Origin of the sequence: Sporosarcina sp. P17b, from assembly GCF_002743115.1 — a bacterium.
In the GTDB taxonomy this organism is placed as follows: Bacteria; Bacillota; Bacilli; order Bacillales_A; family Planococcaceae; genus Sporosarcina; species Sporosarcina ureae_C.
The window spans coordinates 30,203-49,128 of record NZ_PDYP01000018.1; the positions used below are offsets into that span (position 1 = coordinate 30,203).

An 18,926-nucleotide genomic window follows, 5' to 3' on the forward strand; every position below is an offset into this window, starting at 1 on the left:
TTTGTCAGAATCAACTGTACGAGCAAGAGTGGTCAAAGCTACTGTTTCACCTGAAACCAAACAAATTCATAAAGATGATTTCGAAGGATTATACGGAGCTGATATTCTAACCCCTCCATACAATCTGACTGAATTGAAGTTGATGGGCGAATACTCATCTATCTTGCAGCAGTGCATCGATGCATACAAGACAAACATTGTCGGCTTTGGTATCGAATCAGAATATAAGTTGGATATCAATTCGGATGAAGTCGAAAAGCGCGTTAGAGAAAAAGCGGAAACAGAAAATACACGACTAGGTGAATTCATTCGGTATTTGAATCTGGATGAATCACCTGAATTGATTCTAGGGTATGTGTTAGATGATCGTGAGAAGACAGGGAATGGTTACATTGAGATCATTCGTAACGGTGTAGGTTTGCCTGTTGGAATTGAATATGTAGATGCTCAGTATATGCGCGTCTGCAAAAAGACAGAGGCGGTACAAGTAGCTTACAACATCTTGGAGTATGGCGTAGAGAAGAAAGTGACACGCTCTAAACGATTCCGTCGCTATGTCCAGATGATTGATCAAGAGAAGGTGTATTTCAAAGAGTACGGAGATCCACGCATCATGAATGCTAAAACAGGGAAATTTGAAGATGACACACCTGAAAATTTAATTGCTACTGAAATTTATCATTTCAAGATAGGCAGCGATACGTATGGAAAACCGAGATGGCTTGGTAACCTGATTAGTTTATATGGCGCTCGTAAAGCAGAAGAACTGAATTTGATGTATTTCACGAATGGTCGGCATATACCCGCAGCTATCACTGTGAGTAACGGCCAACTGGATGATGCATCTTATGAAGCTTTACAAGGTTACATGGATGATTTATCCGGTACTAACAATGCACATAAGTTCCTGTTGTTAGAAGTACAGGGGATGGCAACGGAAACTGCATTGAATGGCGAAGAGAAAGTAACGCCTGCTAAAGTAGAAATCAAATCACTGGCCGAAGTGCTACAGCAAGATGCTCTATTCCTAGAATACGATGAAAACACACGGCAAAAGATTCGTTCCTCTTTCCGATTACCGCCTCTTTACACTGGGGAGTCACAGGACTTCAGTAGAGCGACAGCGGACACGGCTCGCAAGGTGACGGAAGAACAAGTATTCCAACCAGAGCGGAAGACGTTGGCACGTATCCTGAACACGTTATTCTTGGAGCCGCTTGAATTTAGTTATGTGAAGCTATCCATCAAAGGTGCCGACTTCCATGATCCAGTAGAGATTGCGAAGGTTTTAGGACCGTTCATACAAGCGAATGCTGTCGCTCCAAACGACTTGCGACCACTGCTAAGTCAGGTGCTTGGAAAGAAGGTTGACCTATTCCCTGATGAATACAACTTGCCGATTCAAGCAGCGCAAAGTCAGCCGAGCTCTTTTGGTGAACTGATTGGAATTACTAAATCAGAAGAACAACAAGAAAACCTGATTGACCTAATGAAAGATATGCGAGATGTCTTGGAGTCGATGCAATCATGACGAGAGTAGATAAGTTGCTTGCTAATATCAATGCATTCATTCAAAAGGCAGAAGAAGGCTCGGAGGATATCACAGCTATTTTGCCTGATGATATTCCCGAACTTCATGAATTGCCCAAGTTAGTAGAAGAATTTGAAGTGCTGACAGCAAAACTATTAAGACAGCAACGGAAGTTCTATCTGGATGCGTTTCAATCATTCGTATCAAAGGATGACGGACTGACACTGGAAGCTATGCTCAATTACTTTCAGAGCAATCTATTTGCTGCTGATGAATTTGCGACACTGTATGGAGTGGAAGCAGCTGTCTTTTTGACGTTAACGACAGAAGGGCTTGCTAAAGTTATCATGGAGTCGATTGATAAGGATGTTCCATTCCAGACACTATCCAAACGAACAACGAACTGGGTGGAATCTTGGTCGAAAGAATTGGCGGATATCATGCAGCTGAATACGCATAAAGCCATTGAATCTGAATTGATAGCCGCTATCCAAAACGGTGAATCGATTCAGCAGGCAGAGTTACGATTGAAGAACCTGCCCGGATTCGACCGCAAACGAGCGAGGGCAACAGCACGAACTGAAATACTGGCTGCATCCAGTCAAGCTAATTGGGAGTCGTTCATGCAATCACCTGCAGTAAAGAGCAAGAAGTGGAAGCATAGTGGCTCGAAAAAGAGCGTACCGCGTCCTACTCACGTTGCTATGGACGGCGAGGTAGTTGGAGTGGACGAGTTGTTCCTGGTTGATGGTGAGTTCGGGATGTACCCGAGAGACACGTCATTCAGTCCAAGGAATCGTGTGAATTGCGGTTGTGTGATTGGTCCTGTTGTGGATCAAGACATTATTCGATTGAGTCAGGAAGAAAAAGAAGAGATTCGGCAGCAGGTGCTTGCTGAATTGAATGAATAAAGGAGTGGCTATTCATGAGCGGTTATAGAAGTTTGCTAGAGAGTAATGAATTGGCAATGAATGTAGCTAGTAGAAAAATGAGTATTCCAAGATTTTTGCGTCGGATTGGACCTGGAACCATTCATGTAAATGGGGAACTTATTGGACAAGCGACGGAGATTGAAATTTGTGAAGACGACATTCGTAATGCTGAAAGGGGGTGAAAGATAAATGGCAAGAGAATTACTGAACGCACAAGTCACTCACGTATCGTATGTTGATAAGGGAGCAAATCAGAAACGATTCTTCCTAACTAAATCAGCCGAGAAACCTACCTTTCAGAAAGAAGTGAAAGTGTTCATTAACAAAGAAGATGAAGCGCAGAAACTTGTTTATGGTGTGGTGTACGAGCCAGATGTAGAAGATTCCCATGAAGACTTCATGACAGCGACTGAAATCGAAAAGGCGGCTCATGGATTCTTAAAGGATGCTCGGAACATTGACACTCAGCATGATTTCAATGCAGGTGTGGGTGAAGTAGTAGAATCCTATATTGCTCCTTCTGATTTAATGATTGGCGAAGAAGTAATCACGAAAGGTTCATGGGTACTCGTTACAAAGGCATCTGATGAAATCTGGGATGCTATTCAGAAAGGTGACTACACTGGATATTCATTAGCCGGAACCGCTGAAACAATCGAAAAGAAGGACCATGAAAAGCCAATTGCCAAAACATCTGATGAAGTTGAACAGGCGAAAGGCTTTTTTGATTTGATGAAAGCTTTCTTTACTGGTGAAAAAATTCAAAAGGGCGAAGTTAGTGATCGTTACGATGACAATCAAAAGCGACGCAACTTGTGGGCTGTTTGGGACGGTATGTCAGATACGTTCTATGATTCCGTTTGGGACAACAGAACTCCTGACGTTGCCGACTTCGAACGACTTGAAGCTGGTGTGCACGACTTCTTGACAATCTTGCAAGAAATTAAATCAACTGACGATATTGCAAAAGCATTGGAGAATAAACCTGGAAAAATTCGGAAGGGGGAAGATGAAATGAAAGCAGAAGACATTCAAAAAGCAGTAACTGAAGCACTTGCGCCTATCACTGAGCGATTAGATGCGATTGAGAAAGAGGTAACACCGAAAGAACCGGAAACGGTTGAAAAGAACGCCGAGCTTGATTCGTTCAAAGCTGTTCTGAAAGAAGCGATGGAGCCTATTTCAACTCGTTTAGAAGTGGTCGAAAAGGCAAGAGGTGTTTCAAATCAGGCAGATCCAGACAATTATCAAGGTGAAGCACCAATTCAAAAAGGATACATGCGCCATTTCGGCTAATGTAAAAGGGGGAAAATGATATGCCAATGAGCAATCAAACAATTTTAAACAAAGAGTCGACAGTAGCAAGCATTAAGAAGAATCTCGATATTCCAATGGCAATCAGTGATGCGGAAGCATTCCTAGTCGATACGATCAATATGGCTTCCACGTTACCAAAACTGTTGCCTATTTATCGCAATGTAGCTGCAGGTAACTTAGATGCGCTTAGTGTTGGGCGTCGTCGCATTCGTCAAGCAGGTAAGGATGACTTGCCAACAGGTACAGGATCCATTGCCAGCCGAAAGATCCCGTATGCAGTTAAGAAACTGAAGTGGGATGAATGGTTACAAAATGATGATGTGTTCTATTCGGTTTCTGCACGTGGTGACAATGCGGAACAGAAAATCATTAGCATGATTCAGCAACAATTCTCGGTGGATCTTCAAGATTTAATCTTTAATGGAGACACGGATGCAGAAGAACCAGTAGGTACACCAGACCCATTCCTTTCTATTCTTGATGGTTTTGTTAAGAAGATGAAAGCGTCGACGTTTAAAACGGAATTAGTTGCAGCAGAACCTACAATCATGGATTTTGTGAATCATATTCAATTGTTGCCGGAGCGTTTCAAGAGCTTCTCAGATGTTACTTGGTTTATTACGCAAAAGACCAACGACAAGCTCGTAGCGTTGATTTCGAATCGTCAAACTGGATTTGGTGACGCAGTATTGCAAGATGGTAAGATTACACGCTTGGCTGGTTATCCGGTAGAAGTTGTCGCAGAAATGCAAGGTGGTTTTGCTGCATTAACACCAAAATCTAACTTGAAGCCTGTTTTCACACGCCAATTGCGCTATATCCGTACAGCTGATGGTGCGACAGCAGCGGCAAAGGATGCGACATATCATGTGTTGTACTCATACTTGGATGCTGTTGTGCGCGAAGTAGAAGCTGTAGCTTATATGACTGGTGACAAGCTCTAAGAAAGGATGATGAATAATGGCTAAAGTACAATATAAACAAAAGACAGGCGTTTTGCACATTGGTGGAGGACGTTTTTTCTATGCTCAAGAACTGGTCGAAGTGACTGCAAAAGAGCGTGATAGTCTTTTGGAATTGTATTCTGACTTAGAAGAAGTAAAAGATTCTAAGAAGGAAGAGCAGGAAGAACAGAAAGAGACGAAAAGTAAGAAGCCGAAGGAGTGATTCCATGATTATTACTCCTCAGGATTTAAAAGATTACAGCGCGTTTGAAGCGGTGAAGGAGCGTGCTGATAACTTACTGAAGTTCGATATACTTGAAGCCGAAGCGAACGTACAGAAGCAAGTTGAAAAGCCGCTCGCTGATTATGTGCCTTTGCCTGCTGAAATACGCCTGGCTATATTGAAGGTGTCTCAGTACTTCGCCTTGATCAATAGTGATGAATCCATATCTAAGGGATACAAGTCGGAGAAAATCGGTGATTATTCTTACACGATTGGAGACGGCTCAAGTCTAACTCTACCGGATGTATCCGTCCTGCTCGAAGATTATGCAAAGGTTGGAGAATCTAAAACAGGCTTCTTCATGAGGGTGCGGCCGTTATGAGTTATTCAAAGCTATTGACTCATCGTTGTGATATCTATCATTTGCAAAAGAAACAGGGGACGGGAGATTTCGGCATTCCGGGTGCGGACTTAGAAGAATCTTACTCCTACGGAGACGCGCCTGATCACGTAAGTGCGCGTTGCTATTTCACCGAACGTAATCAATCGGTTATTCAAGGTGAGCCGAATCCAACGGTTGTTCAGTCATTCTTGGTTCATTTCTTGCCTAATGTTGATGTGAGAGTTAACGATAAAGTGATTTGGAATGAGACGGAATTCAAGCTGCAGATACCACGAAAAATCAAGAATCACCATATCGAAGTGGTGGCAGTCAGGAGTGGGAATCTATGAAGTTTGAAATTGACGGACTGGACGCTTTTCTAAAAGCACTGGATGATGCCTTTAATGGCGGATTAAGGGATGAGATGGCATTATGGCTGGATATGATGGGCATGGAGTTTTTGGACGTGGTACAGGATGAAATCATTGGCACTGGCACGGTCGATACTGGCCGACTGTTGAACTCGTTTGGGAAAGGTGACGGGGATAACGTATGGACCGTATCTGACGGCGGTTTGACGATTGACGTAGGGACAAATGTGAACTATGCCGTTTATGTCAACGATGGGCATATGACCAATCCTGACGGCGTCGAAACGCGATGGGTACCCGGCCATTGGAGTGGCAGTCGGTTTGTATATGAGCCAGGAGCCGATACAGGTATGCTACTCAAGCAACAGTGGGTACCTGGCACGCACTACTGGGATTTCGCATTTGCGATCTTCGAGAAAATGTTTGGTAAAAACTTAGATCAGAAGCTACAGCAGTGGATTGATTCAAATTTTTAAGGGGGTGAGCGGTTGAATCCTGAAGTAGGCTCCATCATGTCGTACTTTTATCAGCTTTTTCCTGTAAAAGTGTACACAAAAGAAGTGCCACAGAATTTCATGGTACCGTCCATGTATTTTCCGATTCCGCAGTCGTTTGATGGGAATGATTCCACTTCGACATTCCTAAAAACATACACGCTACCTGTGAAGCTATTCCACAAGGACGCACAGCAGGCCTATGCTGAAGCGGAACGGATTGCGGATACCGTGAGGTGGAAACGAGGACAAATCCCTCTGATCAATCCAGATGGCAGTTCAGCAGGTGGTTTTGTCCGGATCAACCGGATTGATGTTAGACAAACAGAAGGCGCAGTCACGTTGCTAGTCAATTGGGATAGCCGCTATCATTATGACCGTCCAGAGCATGTGCCGCTCGAACATTTCAAATTAAATAGTGGGGTGAAAAGATGACGAAAGAAAAAACAAAAAAAGAAGTCGTAGAAGAGGTTCCTGTCGCTGTTCAAAGCGAACCGCGGGAGTCTCTTTTTTATATCCATCAGTTGCGGGAACACAGCCGGGAATTATTTGGCGTGAAGCCGGAAGTGTTGGACGGTGTATTCCGAAATTATCCGACAAATCAAGTGACGAAATCGGTAGCTAAGAAAATGATTGATACGTTCCTAAATAAAAAAGTCGGAAAGAAAAAGGAGGGTGAACTATGAACGGTGGAACTTTTGAAAAAGGTGTAGAGAAGATTCTAGCAGGTATTTATTTCCGTTTTCGTTCTGCGGCCAAGAAACGTGCGCAGATCGGCGAACGCGGTACAGCAGCCCTGCCGTTTGTCTTGAGTTGGGGAAAGCCAAAAAGCTTTATTGCCATCAACGAAGACAAAGACACAGTGAAATATCTGGGTGCTGAAATTGACGATCCTTCCCTGCTACTTGTAAAAGAAGCGAAGAAGGAAGCGAAGACAGTCCTGGTCTATCGTCTGAATGAGGGGACACAGGCAACGGCTGAACTAGGAACAGGTGTTACTGCTACTGCAAAGTACGGTGGAGAGCTTGGAAACAAGTTGCAAATTCGAATTGCTGAAAACGTACTGGATCCTGCTAAAAAGGATATCACCGTATTCCTCGGTCTGCAGCGTGTCGTCAGGCAAACAATCGAAAATATCACTGATTTTCAGGTAAATGATTATGTTGAATTGTCTGGCGCCGGCCCGCTAGAGCTGACTGCAGGAAAATTTCTTGTTGGCGGCGCGAATGGCGAAGTGACAAACGAGGACTTCATGGATTTTATGGATGCTGCGGAAGTGGAGTACTTCGACACGATTGGTCTGCCAGTTGATGATGACGAAGAGCTAAAAGCAGTGTTTGCGTCATTTGTGAAGCGTCTTCGCGATGAGTCGGGCATCAAAGTGGGCGGCGTGATGGCGAATTACGCAGCTGACTTTGAAGGAATTACTAACGTGACGAATAACGTGGCAATTAAAGTTCCCGGTGCCGTGAAAGGGCAGTTCATTGAGCGTGAGCTGACAACTGCCGAATCAGTCGCTTGGGTTACCGGAGCCAGCGCAAGTGCTTCTTCTCTGAAATCACTAACGTTTGTGGAGTATGAAGGCGCAGTGGATGTGCCGGTGCGAATGGATACTTATGCGAAAGAAGATGCAATCCAGAACGGAGAATTCATTTTCTCTTATGATCCGAGGGACAAGGAAGTCACGGTTGAAATGGATATCAATTCCTTTACATCCTTCACAGACGAAAAGGATAAGCAATTCTCTGACAACAAGATCATGCGTGTGCTGGATGGCATCAACAATGATGTAACCCGTGAGATTAAACATGCGATTAAAACTCGCAACAAAGCAAACCGGAGCATTGGGACAGATGGCGATGGAGCCCAATATATTCGGACGTTAATCACTGTGTATATGAATGAGCTTCAGAAAGAAGGAGCTATCAAGAATTTTGATTCAAATACAGATATCGACATTCGCATTACGGAAGATGGCGACGGGTTCTATATTGGGGTTCATGCGCAGCCAGTTTATGCAGCGAAGAAATTCTATATCGACACCACTATTTCACAGGAGAGCGCGATTGCAGCATAATCGCCTCTCTTTTTTGTATGCAGAAAAAGGAGGGAAATGACTGATGACTAGCAAAATGAGATCGTTTAACACGATCAGCGGTAAAGAAGGCCGTTTGTTCCTAGATGGTGAAGAGCTCGCTTATATCAAGGAATTCGAAGCAACGATTGAAAAAAACAAGGTAGAAGTTCCGCTTATGGGCCGCCGCATGATGGGCCATAAGGCAACCGGGGGCAGCGGTACAGGAACGGCTACTTTCTACAAGGTAACATCCAAATTCGTTCGCATCATGATGGAATACGCAAAGGGCGGTCCGGATCCGTACTTTACATTCCAGTCCGTGCTGGATGATGAGGGTTCTGGTCGTGGTACGGAGCGTGTCACATTGTATGACGTAAACTTTGATAGCGCTAAAGTGGCCAGTTTGGCTGCTGAAGGTGATCCAGTCGAAGAAGAAGTGCCGTTCACATTTGAAGATATCGATATGCCTGAAGAATTGGAAGATGACTTTAACTGATCAAGAGCGAAGAAATTCGCTCTTTTTTACATACCAAAAACAAAGGAGAGATTGACATGACAGAAAACAAACAAGCAATTGAACATAACGAGGAAGTAGAACACGAGGAAATGGAACTATCACAGGTAGTGAATGACTTATCATTCTTCCTGCCAGAAAACGTGGAAGAAACGGAAGAAGTAGCGCGTCCTGTATCCAGACGTTTCAAAGATAAAGAAGGCAAGGTTATTCCATTCCGTTTTAAAGCTATTTCGACAGCCAGGGTAGAAGAAATCGAAAAGATGTGCATGGAGCCGGTTTACACTGGTTCCCGAAAGAAGAAAGTCGGAGAGCGATTGAATCAAGCTCGTTACATGGCGCTGATAGCGGTGGAAACTACATTGTATCCAAATTTCCGCTCTGCAGAATTACGTAAGGCTTACAAGCAACAGGACCCAATAGAAGTAGCGAAGAAGATGTTGCACGTAGCAGGTGAGTATGCAGAATGGCTTCACGCAGCAAACGAAATCAACGGTTTTGACGACACGCTTGAAGATCTGGAAGAAGCAGCAAAAAACTAATCGAGGAGGGGAATAAAGAAGCCGTCTATTTTTATTTTCTGATGATGGAAAAGAATTATGCCCCTTCTGATTTACAAGAATGGCGTGAAGCTCCACGCGGTTTTAAAGCGCTGATGAACGCTTGTATCAGCTATAAGCTCGAACAGCTAGAAAAAGAGCGCACTGAACTTGAAAAGATGAACAAGAAAGGAGGTAAAAAATAATGGCCAAACTGACTGCTCGTTTTGATATGAAGGACAATATTTCGGGCAAGATGCGGACGATTCGCGGCGAAACAGAACGACTGGCAAGGGCAAGGGACCGTTTAAATAAGCCAGTTCGCATGTTGATCACCGTGCGAGATCGGGCTACCTCTGCATTGAGAAGATTCGATACCTTTGCTGCTCGTAGATTTCCCAAAATGCGGTCTTTGACCATCCGGGCTATTGATCGGGCTTCGCCTGTTATTACGAAAGTTGGGCGGCTCGCTCGCTCTTCACTTGGGAAAGCATACCGAATTACAATACGGGCAAATGACTTGGCCAGCCGTACTATTCGAAATGTCTCCAATTTTACTCAGCGGAATGTGCCCAAAGCTGTCAGCACGTCAATTCGTGTAGTTGACCTTGCGACACGTCCACTGCGAGCAATTGCCAGTGCTGCGACTTCTACGCTTGGTCTATTAGGTGTAGCTGGAGGAATCGGCGGAGGTATCATCATACCAATCAAAATGGTAGCGGATAGAGAAGACCTGACCACCTCATTCGAAGTAATGCTAGGCAGTAAAGGCGCTGCAGATAAGCGAATGAAGGATTTAACAGAGTTTGCGGGAAGAACACCGTTAACGAGAGATGAAATATTCAAATCAAGTCGTATTCTTCAGACGTTTACTGGTGATGCATTGGCGACATCGAAAGGCATGGAGTTAATTGGTGACGTTGCGGTCGGGACACAAACTGATTTAGAAGAGACAGCTATGTGGTTCGGGCGGCTGTACGATGGTATCGATTCGGGACGACCAGTCGGTGCGGCTACAAGTAGACTACAAGAGATGGGTGCTATTAGTGGAGCAGCTAGGCAGCGAATTGAAGATCTAGCTGAAAGTGGCGGAGACATCAAGAAGTTATGGCCAAAAGTTACGAAGGAATTCGGCAAATACAATGGCATGATGGAAAAGATGTCTGGAAACATGAACAACTTGCTATTAGGACTGAAATCGTTTGTCGGTAACTCTATTCTGATGCCTTGGGGTGAAGGATTACGAGATGTATTCAAACCCGCATTACTTTCATTTAGGAAGTGGCGTGGAGAATATTCTTTCGTTTTATCTGATATGTCAAGACAACTGAAAAAGTCAGGATCTGTTTTTGCAAAGAACTTACTCAATCCGTTTAAGCCGGCTTTTAATTTCATTGGAGATCAAATGAAGATACTATTCCCTGGAGAAAATGCAGCTCAGGCTATGGCTAGGATGAAGCCGGAAGAGTTTAAAGAGTGGAACCAAACGATGAAATTGAAATTCGAGGAAGATCCGGCTTTTAAAGCTCGCTTTGACTCCTTGGAAAAATACCGTGATATGACATTTGAAACACGCTGGCGTTTGGTGGTCGATACCACGAAGGATGCTATTGGTGAATGGTGGGAAACAAAAGGTAGAGACAAAGCAGAGGGTGTTGGTGAAGGTATCGGTAGTGCGTATGGAGGTTTCATTCGTTCTGCGATTATCAGCGTGTTAGGCGGAGAAGCTGAAAAGACGGGGAATCCGTTTATTGATGCTGGTATTACTTCAGGTAAAAGTTTTATTACTGGATTCCTTGAAGCGATTGATCCGGTTGATCTTTCTATGAAAATCGGTGCGAAACTGAGAGATATAAATGTTGTTGCTGCTAAGTCTGCTTGGGGCCATGCGACGGGAAATGAAGAACTACAAAAGTCGGGTTCCATTGGCGGTGCGTTGATAGTAGATGCTATTGCACTAGGTATGGGAGCTACTATTTTAACAAAGTTCAAACCGATTAAAGACGTACTAAGTTGGGGCTTGGACAAGACGATTAGAAGAGGGAAGGGCAAAAATGGCGTCGATAAAGCAGGAAATGCATCGGGGGGAAATACCGGTGGCAGAACTACACCTACTCCTATAGTAACTCCTACAAGAGATCCTTATGCGGAAGCAATGAGGGATAGGAAGAATAACCCTAAGCTTAAGAGTAAAGGTCCTTTTCAACGACAAAATTGGCCAGGAGCAGCACCACAGTCTGCTCCATATCCTAAGTGGTTTGACAAATTGCTTGATAAACGAAGTAAGAAAATGAAACTGCCAAAGCAAACGACTGTGCAAAGTCAATCTCCATCTCAAACAGTGGTTAATGATATTCCTAAGAAGTCACCTCTTTCTAAGCTGCCGAAAAGCCTAGATAAATTCAGTAAGTTAGGAAGACGAATACCCTTACTTGGTGGAATTCTTGGAGGAGCCTCTATTTTAGCGGCACCAGAAGGAACAAAAGCTAGAACTGCAGGTGGCGTTGGTGGAATGCTTGCAGGAGGAGCGGCAGGAGCGGCTGGTGGAGCAGCTTTAGGTTCTGTAGTCCCTGTAATAGGTACTGGTATCGGTGGTATCTTGGGCGGTCTTGGTGGAGGAATCTTAGGTGGTATTGGCGGCGAAAAGATAGGTGATTGGGCAGGCAAAAAATTTGGTGCTAAAAAAGCAAAAGCGAATGAATTAGAACCTGCTACTGACGGAGTTGGTGGTAAAATGCCAGACTTTACAGCAATGAATCAACACGTCCAAACACTCACTGCTACATTGGCAGGGATGTCAGATAAGGCTCAAGGCGCTGCTCATAATATTGAAGCTTTGACCATGACCACTGGTGAAGCATCCGGCTGGATCGCCGGAGCATTCTATCCGTTGCAAGGTGCCACTGATGGGTTGAGTCATAATCTCAATGCTATTACTATGGTGACCGGAGAAGCGTCTGGGTGGGTTGTAGGAGCTTTCTATCCTCTCCAAGGAATGACAGACGGCCTGCAACACAATATTAGTGCGATCACCATGGTAACAGGCGAGGCATCCGGTTGGATTGTTGGTGCCTTTTATCCGTTACAGGGAGCAACGCAGGGACTCGTGCACAACATTAGTGCAATGACAATGGTCACTGGCGAAGCGTCTGGCTGGGTAGTGGGCGCATTCTACCCGCTACAAGGCACGACAGCAGGATTGGTTCATAATATCAGTGCATTGACCATGACAACAGGAGAAGCAGCAGGCTGGATTGCAGGCACATTCTTCCCGCTACAAGGCGCAGGGGCAATGCTAACGCAGAACACTTCTGCCTTGGGTCTCATACTCGGAGAATCTACGGTGATTGTAGCTGGAGGATATCTACCGCTGGCTGCTTCGGGGGCCATGGCTAATCAAAACACTATGGCTCTCGGTATGGTACTGGGTGTAGCATCCGTTATAGTGGCTGGGGCATTCATGCCTTTGGCTGGATCCGGTCCCATGTTACACGGCAATACCATGCGACTTGCTTCCATCCTTGGACAGGCCTCTGGCTGGGTATCCACACTGAACGGAATCCAGAGCGGGGCGGCTGCAGTTAAATCCGCCCTGAGTAACTTAGCTGCTCGTATCGCCAGTGTACCGACTCCTACAGTCAGTGCCCCAGGCGGTGGCCCTAAAGCATACGCAAAGGGTACCAAGTTTCACCCTGGTGGTGACGCAATCGTCGGTGACGGTGGCGGAGAGGAATTAATGCGATTCCCAAGCGGACGCATGGCGCTCTCGCCGGCGACTGATACCCTCCTGAACCTACCTAGAGGAACAGAGGTGCTTTCACACCGTGATACGGTCGCTTATTTGAATCAAGCCCCTGCTTATGCGGAAGGTATTGGATTTGAAGAAGAGCGAGCTGCACTTTCTGAAGGTCAGGTTCGTGCTGCTACATCCTCTTCAACAGGAGGGGGCGGCTCATCAAGAGGCGGTATCCGTGATGTCAAGGTAGAAATCACCGGTGACAACTATTATTCAAACGATATGGATGCTGAGAAAGTCGGGAAAACGGCTTATGACTATATTCGAAAGGCTTTATTGGCCGAAGAATTCGAGGGAGGAGAGATGGTGATCGATGTCTAAAAGCAAATATGAAATGTGGCTGACGTTTGGCACCGGGAAAGAAAAGTTACGCTTTCCCGTCATGCCAGGCGTTTTAAACGTGAGTAACGGCTCTGATAACGAAAGCGTGATGATTTCAAAGCTTGGCGAAGTGACGATTATTCAGGATCCTACCGCAAAAACTTTTCATTTCAGCTCGTTCTTTCCGCGTGGGGAATCCCCTTTGACAGAATATACAGGGATTCTATATCCATGGGATTATATCAAAATGATTGAACGATGGAAGAACAGCGGCAAGCCCGCTCGCTTCATCGTGACAGGCACACCAATCAACTATGCTGTCTCTATCGAGGATTTTCCGTATCGCGAAGGTGAGAAGGATGTAGGGGATTATGATTTCGAGTTGTTGCTCAAGGAGTACCAATTTATTGAACGGCGCAAGATGCCGAGAACGCAGAAGAAACCGACTAAGACCAGGCCGAATACCAAAAACGTTCCTAAATCACACACCGTGAAAAAGGGAGAGACACTGATTACGATTGCTCGAAAGTACTATAACGACAGTAAGCGTTGGAATGACATCTGGAAGCTGAATAAGGCCGCGCTGATCAAGCGGGATAAACGCAATCAGAAACAGCCCGGCCGCTGGATCCATATTAGTTTCAATCTGAGGTTGCCGTCATGATGGAGCTATTTTTGGTTACACCTAAAGAAGTAGTGGAAATTCCGACAGAGTCTATTAAGTGGTCTGGGAAGCGTTACAATGCCGCTCGAAAAATCGAAGCCAGGATACTTGTCAAGCATAATACAGGACACAAGATTGTGAAAATCGAAGAGGGTGACACGCTGCTGTTCAAGTGGTTCAAAAAAGAGCTGTTCCGCGGAACTGTCTTTGCAAGGGGCCGAACTAAAGGTGGCATGATGACCGTGGTAGCTTATGACATCATGCAGTACCTTTTGCTCAATGAGACAGCACGTGTATTTGTCAATAAGCGAGCAGACCAGATTGCCACCACTCTGCTGAAAGAATTCGAAATACCGATCGGATCTATTGTAAATACAGGGCACGTCATGAAAACACGGACTCACAAAAACGAGACCAACCTGTATGACATTATCCTGGATGCAATGATCGAAACGCTGAAGTCCTCCAGCAAGCGATTTCGCATGTATTCGCAAAAGGGCAAGTTTATGCTACGTCCGCTCGAACTGCCGGATGATGTATGGGTCCTAGAAACAGGCGTAAATATTGAAGATTATAACTACACGACCAGCATCGAGGAAACAGCTACGCAGGTAACTATGGTGGCCGGCGAAGAGAAAAAGCAGATCTCTGTAACCGTAAAAGACGAAGAAGGAAAGAAAAAATACGGTGTCCTTCAGTACTATGAGAAGGTTACGGACAAGGTCAACAAGGCGCAGCTGAAGAATCGTGCAGATAAAGCGCTAAAGCGCAAGAAAGGCGTCAAGAAGGAACTAACGATTGAAGCTAGAGGGATTCCTGATCTAATAAGCGGCGAACCAGTGCGCGTCATTGAGAAGGAAATTGAACTGAACAAGATCCTCTATATTGATAGCGATGTGCACGAGTTTTACGGTAATCGCCACGTCATGTCACTTGTTCTGATCGACAATAAAGCCATGCCGGAGGGATCCTGATGTTAGATATTATTAAAAGAAATGCGTTGAAAGGCGTAAATGCTAACAGCCCGGTCGAATTGATGGGAGCTATTGTCACGCAGGCGCCACCTGAATTGACCATTCAATTAAAAAACGATTCCAAGCTGCCAATCCCGAAAGAAATCATCATTGTAGCAGAGCATCTTACCCGGCATAAACGCAAAGTGCAGATAAAAAGCAGTGATATCAAAGATTTTACAATGTCGCCCGATAAAGATGTCCATGGATACGAAGCAATCGACATAACAGAAGCCGAAGTCACATTCTTAGATGAGCTAAAAGCGGGTGATGAAGTGCTGGTTACCGCTTTGCAAGGCGGCCAGGCTTATTACATTGCAGATCGGGTGGTCAGGTATGAATAAAAGAGGTGATAGATATGAGTATTTCGCCTGAAATTGATGTAGATGGCTTTGAGTTTGACGAAAATAGTCCACCGGAACCGTCTGCCACTTTTCGTTACGACTTTAAAACAAATCGAATTACAAGTGAAATCATAGACGGAATAGAAGCGATTGAGCAATTTATCTACTTAACACTGCGGACCCGGCGCTTTATTCATCCGGTCTATCCAGATGAAATCGGCGAAGAGGTCCACGAATGTGTTGAAAATCCAGAGAATACAATCGCCTTCAAAAAATCTGAAATTCCTCGCTTAATTGAAGAAGCATTGATTTATGATGACCGAATCGAGCGGGTGTATGAATTCAGTATTACGGAAAAAGAAGATTCGTTATATGTGAGTTTTGAAGTCGATACGGTAGAGGGCTATCTATCGATCCAGGAGGTGTATTGATGTTCGAGCATAAGACATTTGAGCACCTGATGGAGAAGTCTTTACCCGAGATTCCACTGCACTTGGACAAGCGGACCAGCAGTATTATCTATGCAGCTGTTGCCGTCAATAACATGGAAATGGCAGAGATGTATATTTGGCTGGATCGGATACTAAAATTAGCCTTTGCGCAAGATTCTAGCGGCGAATGGCTGGATAAAAGAGCGCGTGAAGCGGGAGTCGAGAGAAATCCGGCGGTAAAGGCAAAAAGAAGAGCATCGTTCAACATTCTGGTAGAGAATGGGGAACGTTTTTTTGTTGATGATTTGTTTTACCGGGTTATCGAGAACGGAATGGTTGAATGTGAAGAAGAAGGTACGATTGGCAACCAGCCGCCGAATGATTCGGAACTTTTGCCAGTCAGTAATATTCCTAAGCTCGAAACTGCGATTCTTGGAGAAGTCGTTATTCCAGGAGAAGAAGAGGAATCAGACCTGTCTCTAATCGAACGTTTTTTGATTGAACGAAGACGCAAGGCTACCAGTGCCAACAAGGCTCATTATAAGAAGTGGGCTGAAGAAGTCGAGGGAGTAGGCAAGGCCAAAGTCTTCCCGTTGTGGGCAGGAGATGGCACCGTGAAAGTCATCATTGTAAATTCCGAAATGAAGCCTGCTTCTCCTGAGTTGGTTCAGGATGTCAATGACTATATTGATCCAGTACCAGGCATGGGAGAAGGTCAAGCGCCTATTGGAGCGACCTTGACAGTCGAAAGTGCGAAGAATAAAGAAATCACTATTCGTGCGAAGGTTTCTTTACGTGGAAACACGATTGAAGCTGTTTCTGCTGAAGTGGCAGAAGAATTGAAGTTGATGTTTAAAGGCTTGTCATTTAAGGACTTGCCCTTAAGCGAAAAAGCTACTGTTAATGTAGCAGCAGTCAGCAATATTCTTTACGCAAACAAGTGGATCAGCGACTATTCAGATGTGTTGATCAATGGACTTGCTGCTAACTTGGAGCTCGAAAACGTAGAAATACCGTACTTATTGGCGGTGGATCTCTATGAATAGATTGGAGCGGATGAAATCTTATCTTCCCGAACATTTTGCGAAGTCGCCTGAAATCATAGCGATTTTAGAAGATGGTGACCGGCGTTTTAACGAGATGGATAGCGCGATGGATGATGTGCTAAATCAGTTTTTTGTTGAAACGGCTACATGGGGGTTGGATAAGTGGGAAGAAGAGTTGGAGATACTGCCTTCTGGCACTGAATTTGAGGAAAGACGTAAGCGGGTATTCAGTAAATTAATCAGCCAAACGCCGACGCATTACAAAGCAATTGAAAATGAAATCAATCGCTTTTTAAGTGAATCGACTTCTGTAGTTCGTTTGATTAAGGGAAGATATGCAATGCGTATCTCAGTTCCTTTGGCAGAATCAATCGATCATTCTTATTCTGATATAAAAAACAAAGTTGAAGAGATTAAACCTACACACCTAAGGGCTCTTTATTATTTCAATGAAACAGTCAAGCTTCCTAAATTACCAAGCATTCTTTCTACCTGCTTGGTGAAAATGGCTTTTTCGTCTGTTCCTTGGATGCAAGCGGGCTTTGGTTCGCAAGGCGAAACTATTCAATTAGACGGTTCTTACTTATTGAACGGAGAAAGGTTTTTAAATGGATTTTATAACAAAGACGGCCCGGTGCATCTACAACGGATCAAACTGAAGCTGAATGTTCGGCATGGTTTCGGCTCCTATCTAGTCAACCTGACTCCTTCTCTGGATGGCGAGTTTCACTTAGATGGGAAAATTCTACTTCAGAATGAGCCACAAACAGCAAGATTGCCCATCTTGCATGATACCAACATGCGCTACCAGCAGCGAGAAGTCATCAATGTATCGCAACGACATGCAGCGCCTATAAAAATTTCTTCGGCTTGCCGAACCGGTATTACTACATTAAATGGCCAAGTCGCGATGGATGGCTCCATCCCCTTAGACCAAGCCCTGTCAACGCACGGCGGATTATTTCGCGTTAAGAAAGCAGGAGCCGTAGTAGAGGAGGTGGCAATAGGATGAACGTAAAGAATGAACCGGTATTCCAGTCAGAACTACGTGTGGTCAAAAATGGAAAAGTCACAGAAAAAGAAAGAGGTGAAGTGAAAGATGACAAATGCGATCACAACGATAAAGGCTAGAGAAAAATTTGCAAAGGCACACGGTGGCACTACTCCATTGCCTGCCATTACACATGTGGGATGGGGGACAGGTGGTCATGATCCAGTGACCCGACAACCGATAGTTCCTACTGCTGATGTGAATGCAATCCCTGGCGAAGTTATTAAAAAGGAAATCAACGGCATTGAATACCCGGTACCCACAACATTACGAATATTTGTGGATCTGCAGTTTTCCGAAAGCGGAGATGCAGATATTTCTTGTTGCGGCCTGTACGATGCAGCAGGCGACTTGGTAGCTTGGAAAACGTTCAAACCCAAAGGGATGGATGATGAAACGACATTAGAAATCGATTGGGACGAACAGTTCTAATTTCTAGAAAGGAGAGAATCACATGGCAAATCAAGAAATTCATGAACCAACAAATTACAGTCAAGAAATTCGTAAGTTGCTAACAACTGATCCTTCACACGCAGATGTATTTAACCCATTGTTTGAGCGGCTGATTAATAATGATGTGTTCCTAAAGACTTTGACTGAACGCTTGATTCAGGAACATACCCACAGCGGAGCGGATGGTGAAGGCTCACAAATTCCTTTGGCCAATATTAAAATGCCGGTCGGTGAAGGAGAGATTGTAACCGACAAAGAATTAGCTCATCATATTAACGAACGGAATCCTCATGGTACTCGAGCTGTTGATGTAGGGGCTGCTTCTTCACAAGAGGTTGCTACGCATTTGGCGGAAAGTATGCCACACCGAACAGCAGATGGAAACTACAAATACGGATTTAAACCAAACGCAAATGAAGATGGTTTAATTTTTGTTTATGAGGAGGTTTAATAATGCCGGAAATTAATTTACCTACATCCGAC

At 44.6% G+C, this 18,926-nt stretch carries 25 protein-coding genes; all 25 read left to right on the forward strand.

All coding sequences use genetic code 11. The annotated features are described in order from the left end of the window. Position 1 precedes the first annotated feature (1 nt). The gene (locus tag CSV76_RS14945; RefSeq protein ID WP_099626074.1) at positions 2–1,531 is read left to right on the forward strand and encodes a phage portal protein; all 1,530 of its coding nucleotides are present in this window, start codon (positions 2–4) and stop codon (positions 1,529–1,531) included. After that, entirely contained in the window at positions 1,528–2,442 is a 915-nt protein-coding gene (locus CSV76_RS14950; RefSeq protein ID WP_099626075.1) for a phage minor head protein, read from the forward strand. The genes CSV76_RS14945 and CSV76_RS14950 overlap by 4 nt, the downstream gene beginning before the upstream one ends. A 14-nt stretch (positions 2,443–2,456) precedes the next feature. Continuing rightward, positions 2,457–2,645: a hypothetical protein gene (locus tag CSV76_RS14955; protein ID WP_099626076.1), complete on the forward strand. Its 189-nt coding sequence runs from the start codon at positions 2,457–2,459 to the stop codon at positions 2,643–2,645. Between the two features lie 7 nt (positions 2,646–2,652). Beyond that, positions 2,653–3,759: an XkdF-like putative serine protease domain-containing protein gene (locus tag CSV76_RS14960; protein WP_099626077.1), complete on the forward strand. Its 1,107-nt coding sequence runs from the start codon at positions 2,653–2,655 to the stop codon at positions 3,757–3,759. A 26-nt stretch (positions 3,760–3,785) separates the two neighbouring features. Next, the gene (locus CSV76_RS14965) at positions 3,786–4,724 is read left to right on the forward strand and encodes a phage major capsid family protein (RefSeq protein WP_099626096.1); all 939 of its coding nucleotides are present in this window, start codon (positions 3,786–3,788) and stop codon (positions 4,722–4,724) included. A gap of 16 nt (positions 4,725–4,740) precedes the next feature. Beyond that, positions 4,741–4,947, forward strand: a complete 207-nt coding sequence (locus tag CSV76_RS14970) for a hypothetical protein (protein WP_099626078.1) — start codon at positions 4,741–4,743, stop codon at positions 4,945–4,947. Positions 4,948–4,951: 4 nt separating this feature from the next. Further along, positions 4,952–5,329 carry a protein YqbG gene (gene yqbG / locus CSV76_RS14975; RefSeq protein WP_099626079.1) on the forward strand — a complete coding sequence of 126 codons (378 nt, stop codon included), beginning with the start codon at positions 4,952–4,954 and terminating at the stop codon, positions 5,327–5,329. Beyond that, a complete protein-coding gene (locus CSV76_RS14980) occupies positions 5,326–5,679 on the forward strand; it encodes a DUF3599 family protein (RefSeq protein WP_099626080.1) in 354 nt (117 codons plus the stop codon). The genes yqbG and CSV76_RS14980 overlap by 4 nt, the downstream gene beginning before the upstream one ends. Further along, positions 5,676–6,176 carry an HK97 gp10 family phage protein gene (locus CSV76_RS14985; protein ID WP_099626081.1) on the forward strand — a complete coding sequence of 167 codons (501 nt, stop codon included), beginning with the start codon at positions 5,676–5,678 and terminating at the stop codon, positions 6,174–6,176. Before CSV76_RS14980 ends, CSV76_RS14985 begins: the two co-directional genes overlap by 4 nt. A 12-nt stretch (positions 6,177–6,188) precedes the next feature. Then, a complete protein-coding gene (locus CSV76_RS14990; protein WP_099626082.1) occupies positions 6,189–6,629 on the forward strand; it encodes a phage portal protein in 441 nt (146 codons plus the stop codon). Next, on the forward strand, positions 6,626–6,880 hold the full coding sequence (locus CSV76_RS14995) for a YqzN/YkzM domain-containing protein (protein ID WP_099626083.1): 255 nt from the start codon (positions 6,626–6,628) through the stop codon (positions 6,878–6,880). Before CSV76_RS14990 ends, CSV76_RS14995 begins: the two co-directional genes overlap by 4 nt. Further along, the gene (locus CSV76_RS15000) at positions 6,877–8,271 is read left to right on the forward strand and encodes a phage tail sheath family protein (RefSeq protein ID WP_099626084.1); all 1,395 of its coding nucleotides are present in this window, start codon (positions 6,877–6,879) and stop codon (positions 8,269–8,271) included. The genes CSV76_RS14995 and CSV76_RS15000 overlap by 4 nt, the downstream gene beginning before the upstream one ends. Before the next feature lie 43 nt (positions 8,272–8,314). Next, a complete protein-coding gene (locus tag CSV76_RS15005; RefSeq protein ID WP_233192542.1) occupies positions 8,315–8,767 on the forward strand; it encodes a phage tail tube protein in 453 nt (150 codons plus the stop codon). 110 nt (positions 8,768–8,877) lie between these two features. Further along, entirely contained in the window at positions 8,878–9,327 is a 450-nt protein-coding gene (locus CSV76_RS15010; protein WP_099626098.1) for a phage tail assembly chaperone, read from the forward strand. A 41-nt stretch (positions 9,328–9,368) separates the two neighbouring features. Next, positions 9,369–9,530 carry a hypothetical protein gene (locus CSV76_RS17600; RefSeq protein ID WP_099626085.1) on the forward strand — a complete coding sequence of 54 codons (162 nt, stop codon included), beginning with the start codon at positions 9,369–9,371 and terminating at the stop codon, positions 9,528–9,530. Beyond that, entirely contained in the window at positions 9,530–13,441 is a 3,912-nt protein-coding gene (locus tag CSV76_RS15020; RefSeq protein ID WP_099626086.1) for a tape measure protein, read from the forward strand. Before CSV76_RS17600 ends, CSV76_RS15020 begins: the two co-directional genes overlap by 1 nt. Next, the gene (locus tag CSV76_RS15025; RefSeq protein ID WP_099626087.1) at positions 13,434–14,105 is read left to right on the forward strand and encodes a LysM peptidoglycan-binding domain-containing protein; all 672 of its coding nucleotides are present in this window, start codon (positions 13,434–13,436) and stop codon (positions 14,103–14,105) included. The genes CSV76_RS15020 and CSV76_RS15025 overlap by 8 nt, the downstream gene beginning before the upstream one ends. After that, on the forward strand, positions 14,102–15,079 hold the full coding sequence (locus tag CSV76_RS15030) for an XkdQ/YqbQ family protein (protein WP_099626088.1): 978 nt from the start codon (positions 14,102–14,104) through the stop codon (positions 15,077–15,079). Before CSV76_RS15025 ends, CSV76_RS15030 begins: the two co-directional genes overlap by 4 nt. Then, the gene (locus CSV76_RS15035) at positions 15,079–15,462 is read left to right on the forward strand and encodes a DUF2577 domain-containing protein (protein ID WP_099626089.1); all 384 of its coding nucleotides are present in this window, start codon (positions 15,079–15,081) and stop codon (positions 15,460–15,462) included. Before CSV76_RS15030 ends, CSV76_RS15035 begins: the two co-directional genes overlap by 1 nt. Positions 15,463–15,476: 14 nt before the next feature. Further along, positions 15,477–15,893: a DUF2634 domain-containing protein gene (locus CSV76_RS15040; protein ID WP_099626090.1), complete on the forward strand. Its 417-nt coding sequence runs from the start codon at positions 15,477–15,479 to the stop codon at positions 15,891–15,893. Beyond that, complete coding sequence (locus CSV76_RS15045) at positions 15,893–16,939, forward strand: baseplate J/gp47 family protein (protein ID WP_099626091.1); 1,047 nt, start codon at positions 15,893–15,895, stop codon at positions 16,937–16,939. The genes CSV76_RS15040 and CSV76_RS15045 overlap by 1 nt, the downstream gene beginning before the upstream one ends. After that, positions 16,932–17,951 carry a putative phage tail protein gene (locus CSV76_RS15050; RefSeq protein ID WP_099626092.1) on the forward strand — a complete coding sequence of 340 codons (1,020 nt, stop codon included), beginning with the start codon at positions 16,932–16,934 and terminating at the stop codon, positions 17,949–17,951. Before CSV76_RS15045 ends, CSV76_RS15050 begins: the two co-directional genes overlap by 8 nt. Next, positions 17,948–18,070: a hypothetical protein gene (locus tag CSV76_RS17905; RefSeq protein ID WP_255406956.1), complete on the forward strand. Its 123-nt coding sequence runs from the start codon at positions 17,948–17,950 to the stop codon at positions 18,068–18,070. The genes CSV76_RS15050 and CSV76_RS17905 overlap by 4 nt, the downstream gene beginning before the upstream one ends. Continuing rightward, entirely contained in the window at positions 18,039–18,422 is a 384-nt protein-coding gene (locus tag CSV76_RS15055) for a hypothetical protein (protein WP_099626093.1), read from the forward strand. Before CSV76_RS17905 ends, CSV76_RS15055 begins: the two co-directional genes overlap by 32 nt. A gap of 22 nt (positions 18,423–18,444) precedes the next feature. After that, a complete protein-coding gene (locus CSV76_RS15060) occupies positions 18,445–18,894 on the forward strand; it encodes a hypothetical protein (protein WP_099626094.1) in 450 nt (149 codons plus the stop codon). Positions 18,895–18,926 lie beyond the last annotated feature (32 nt).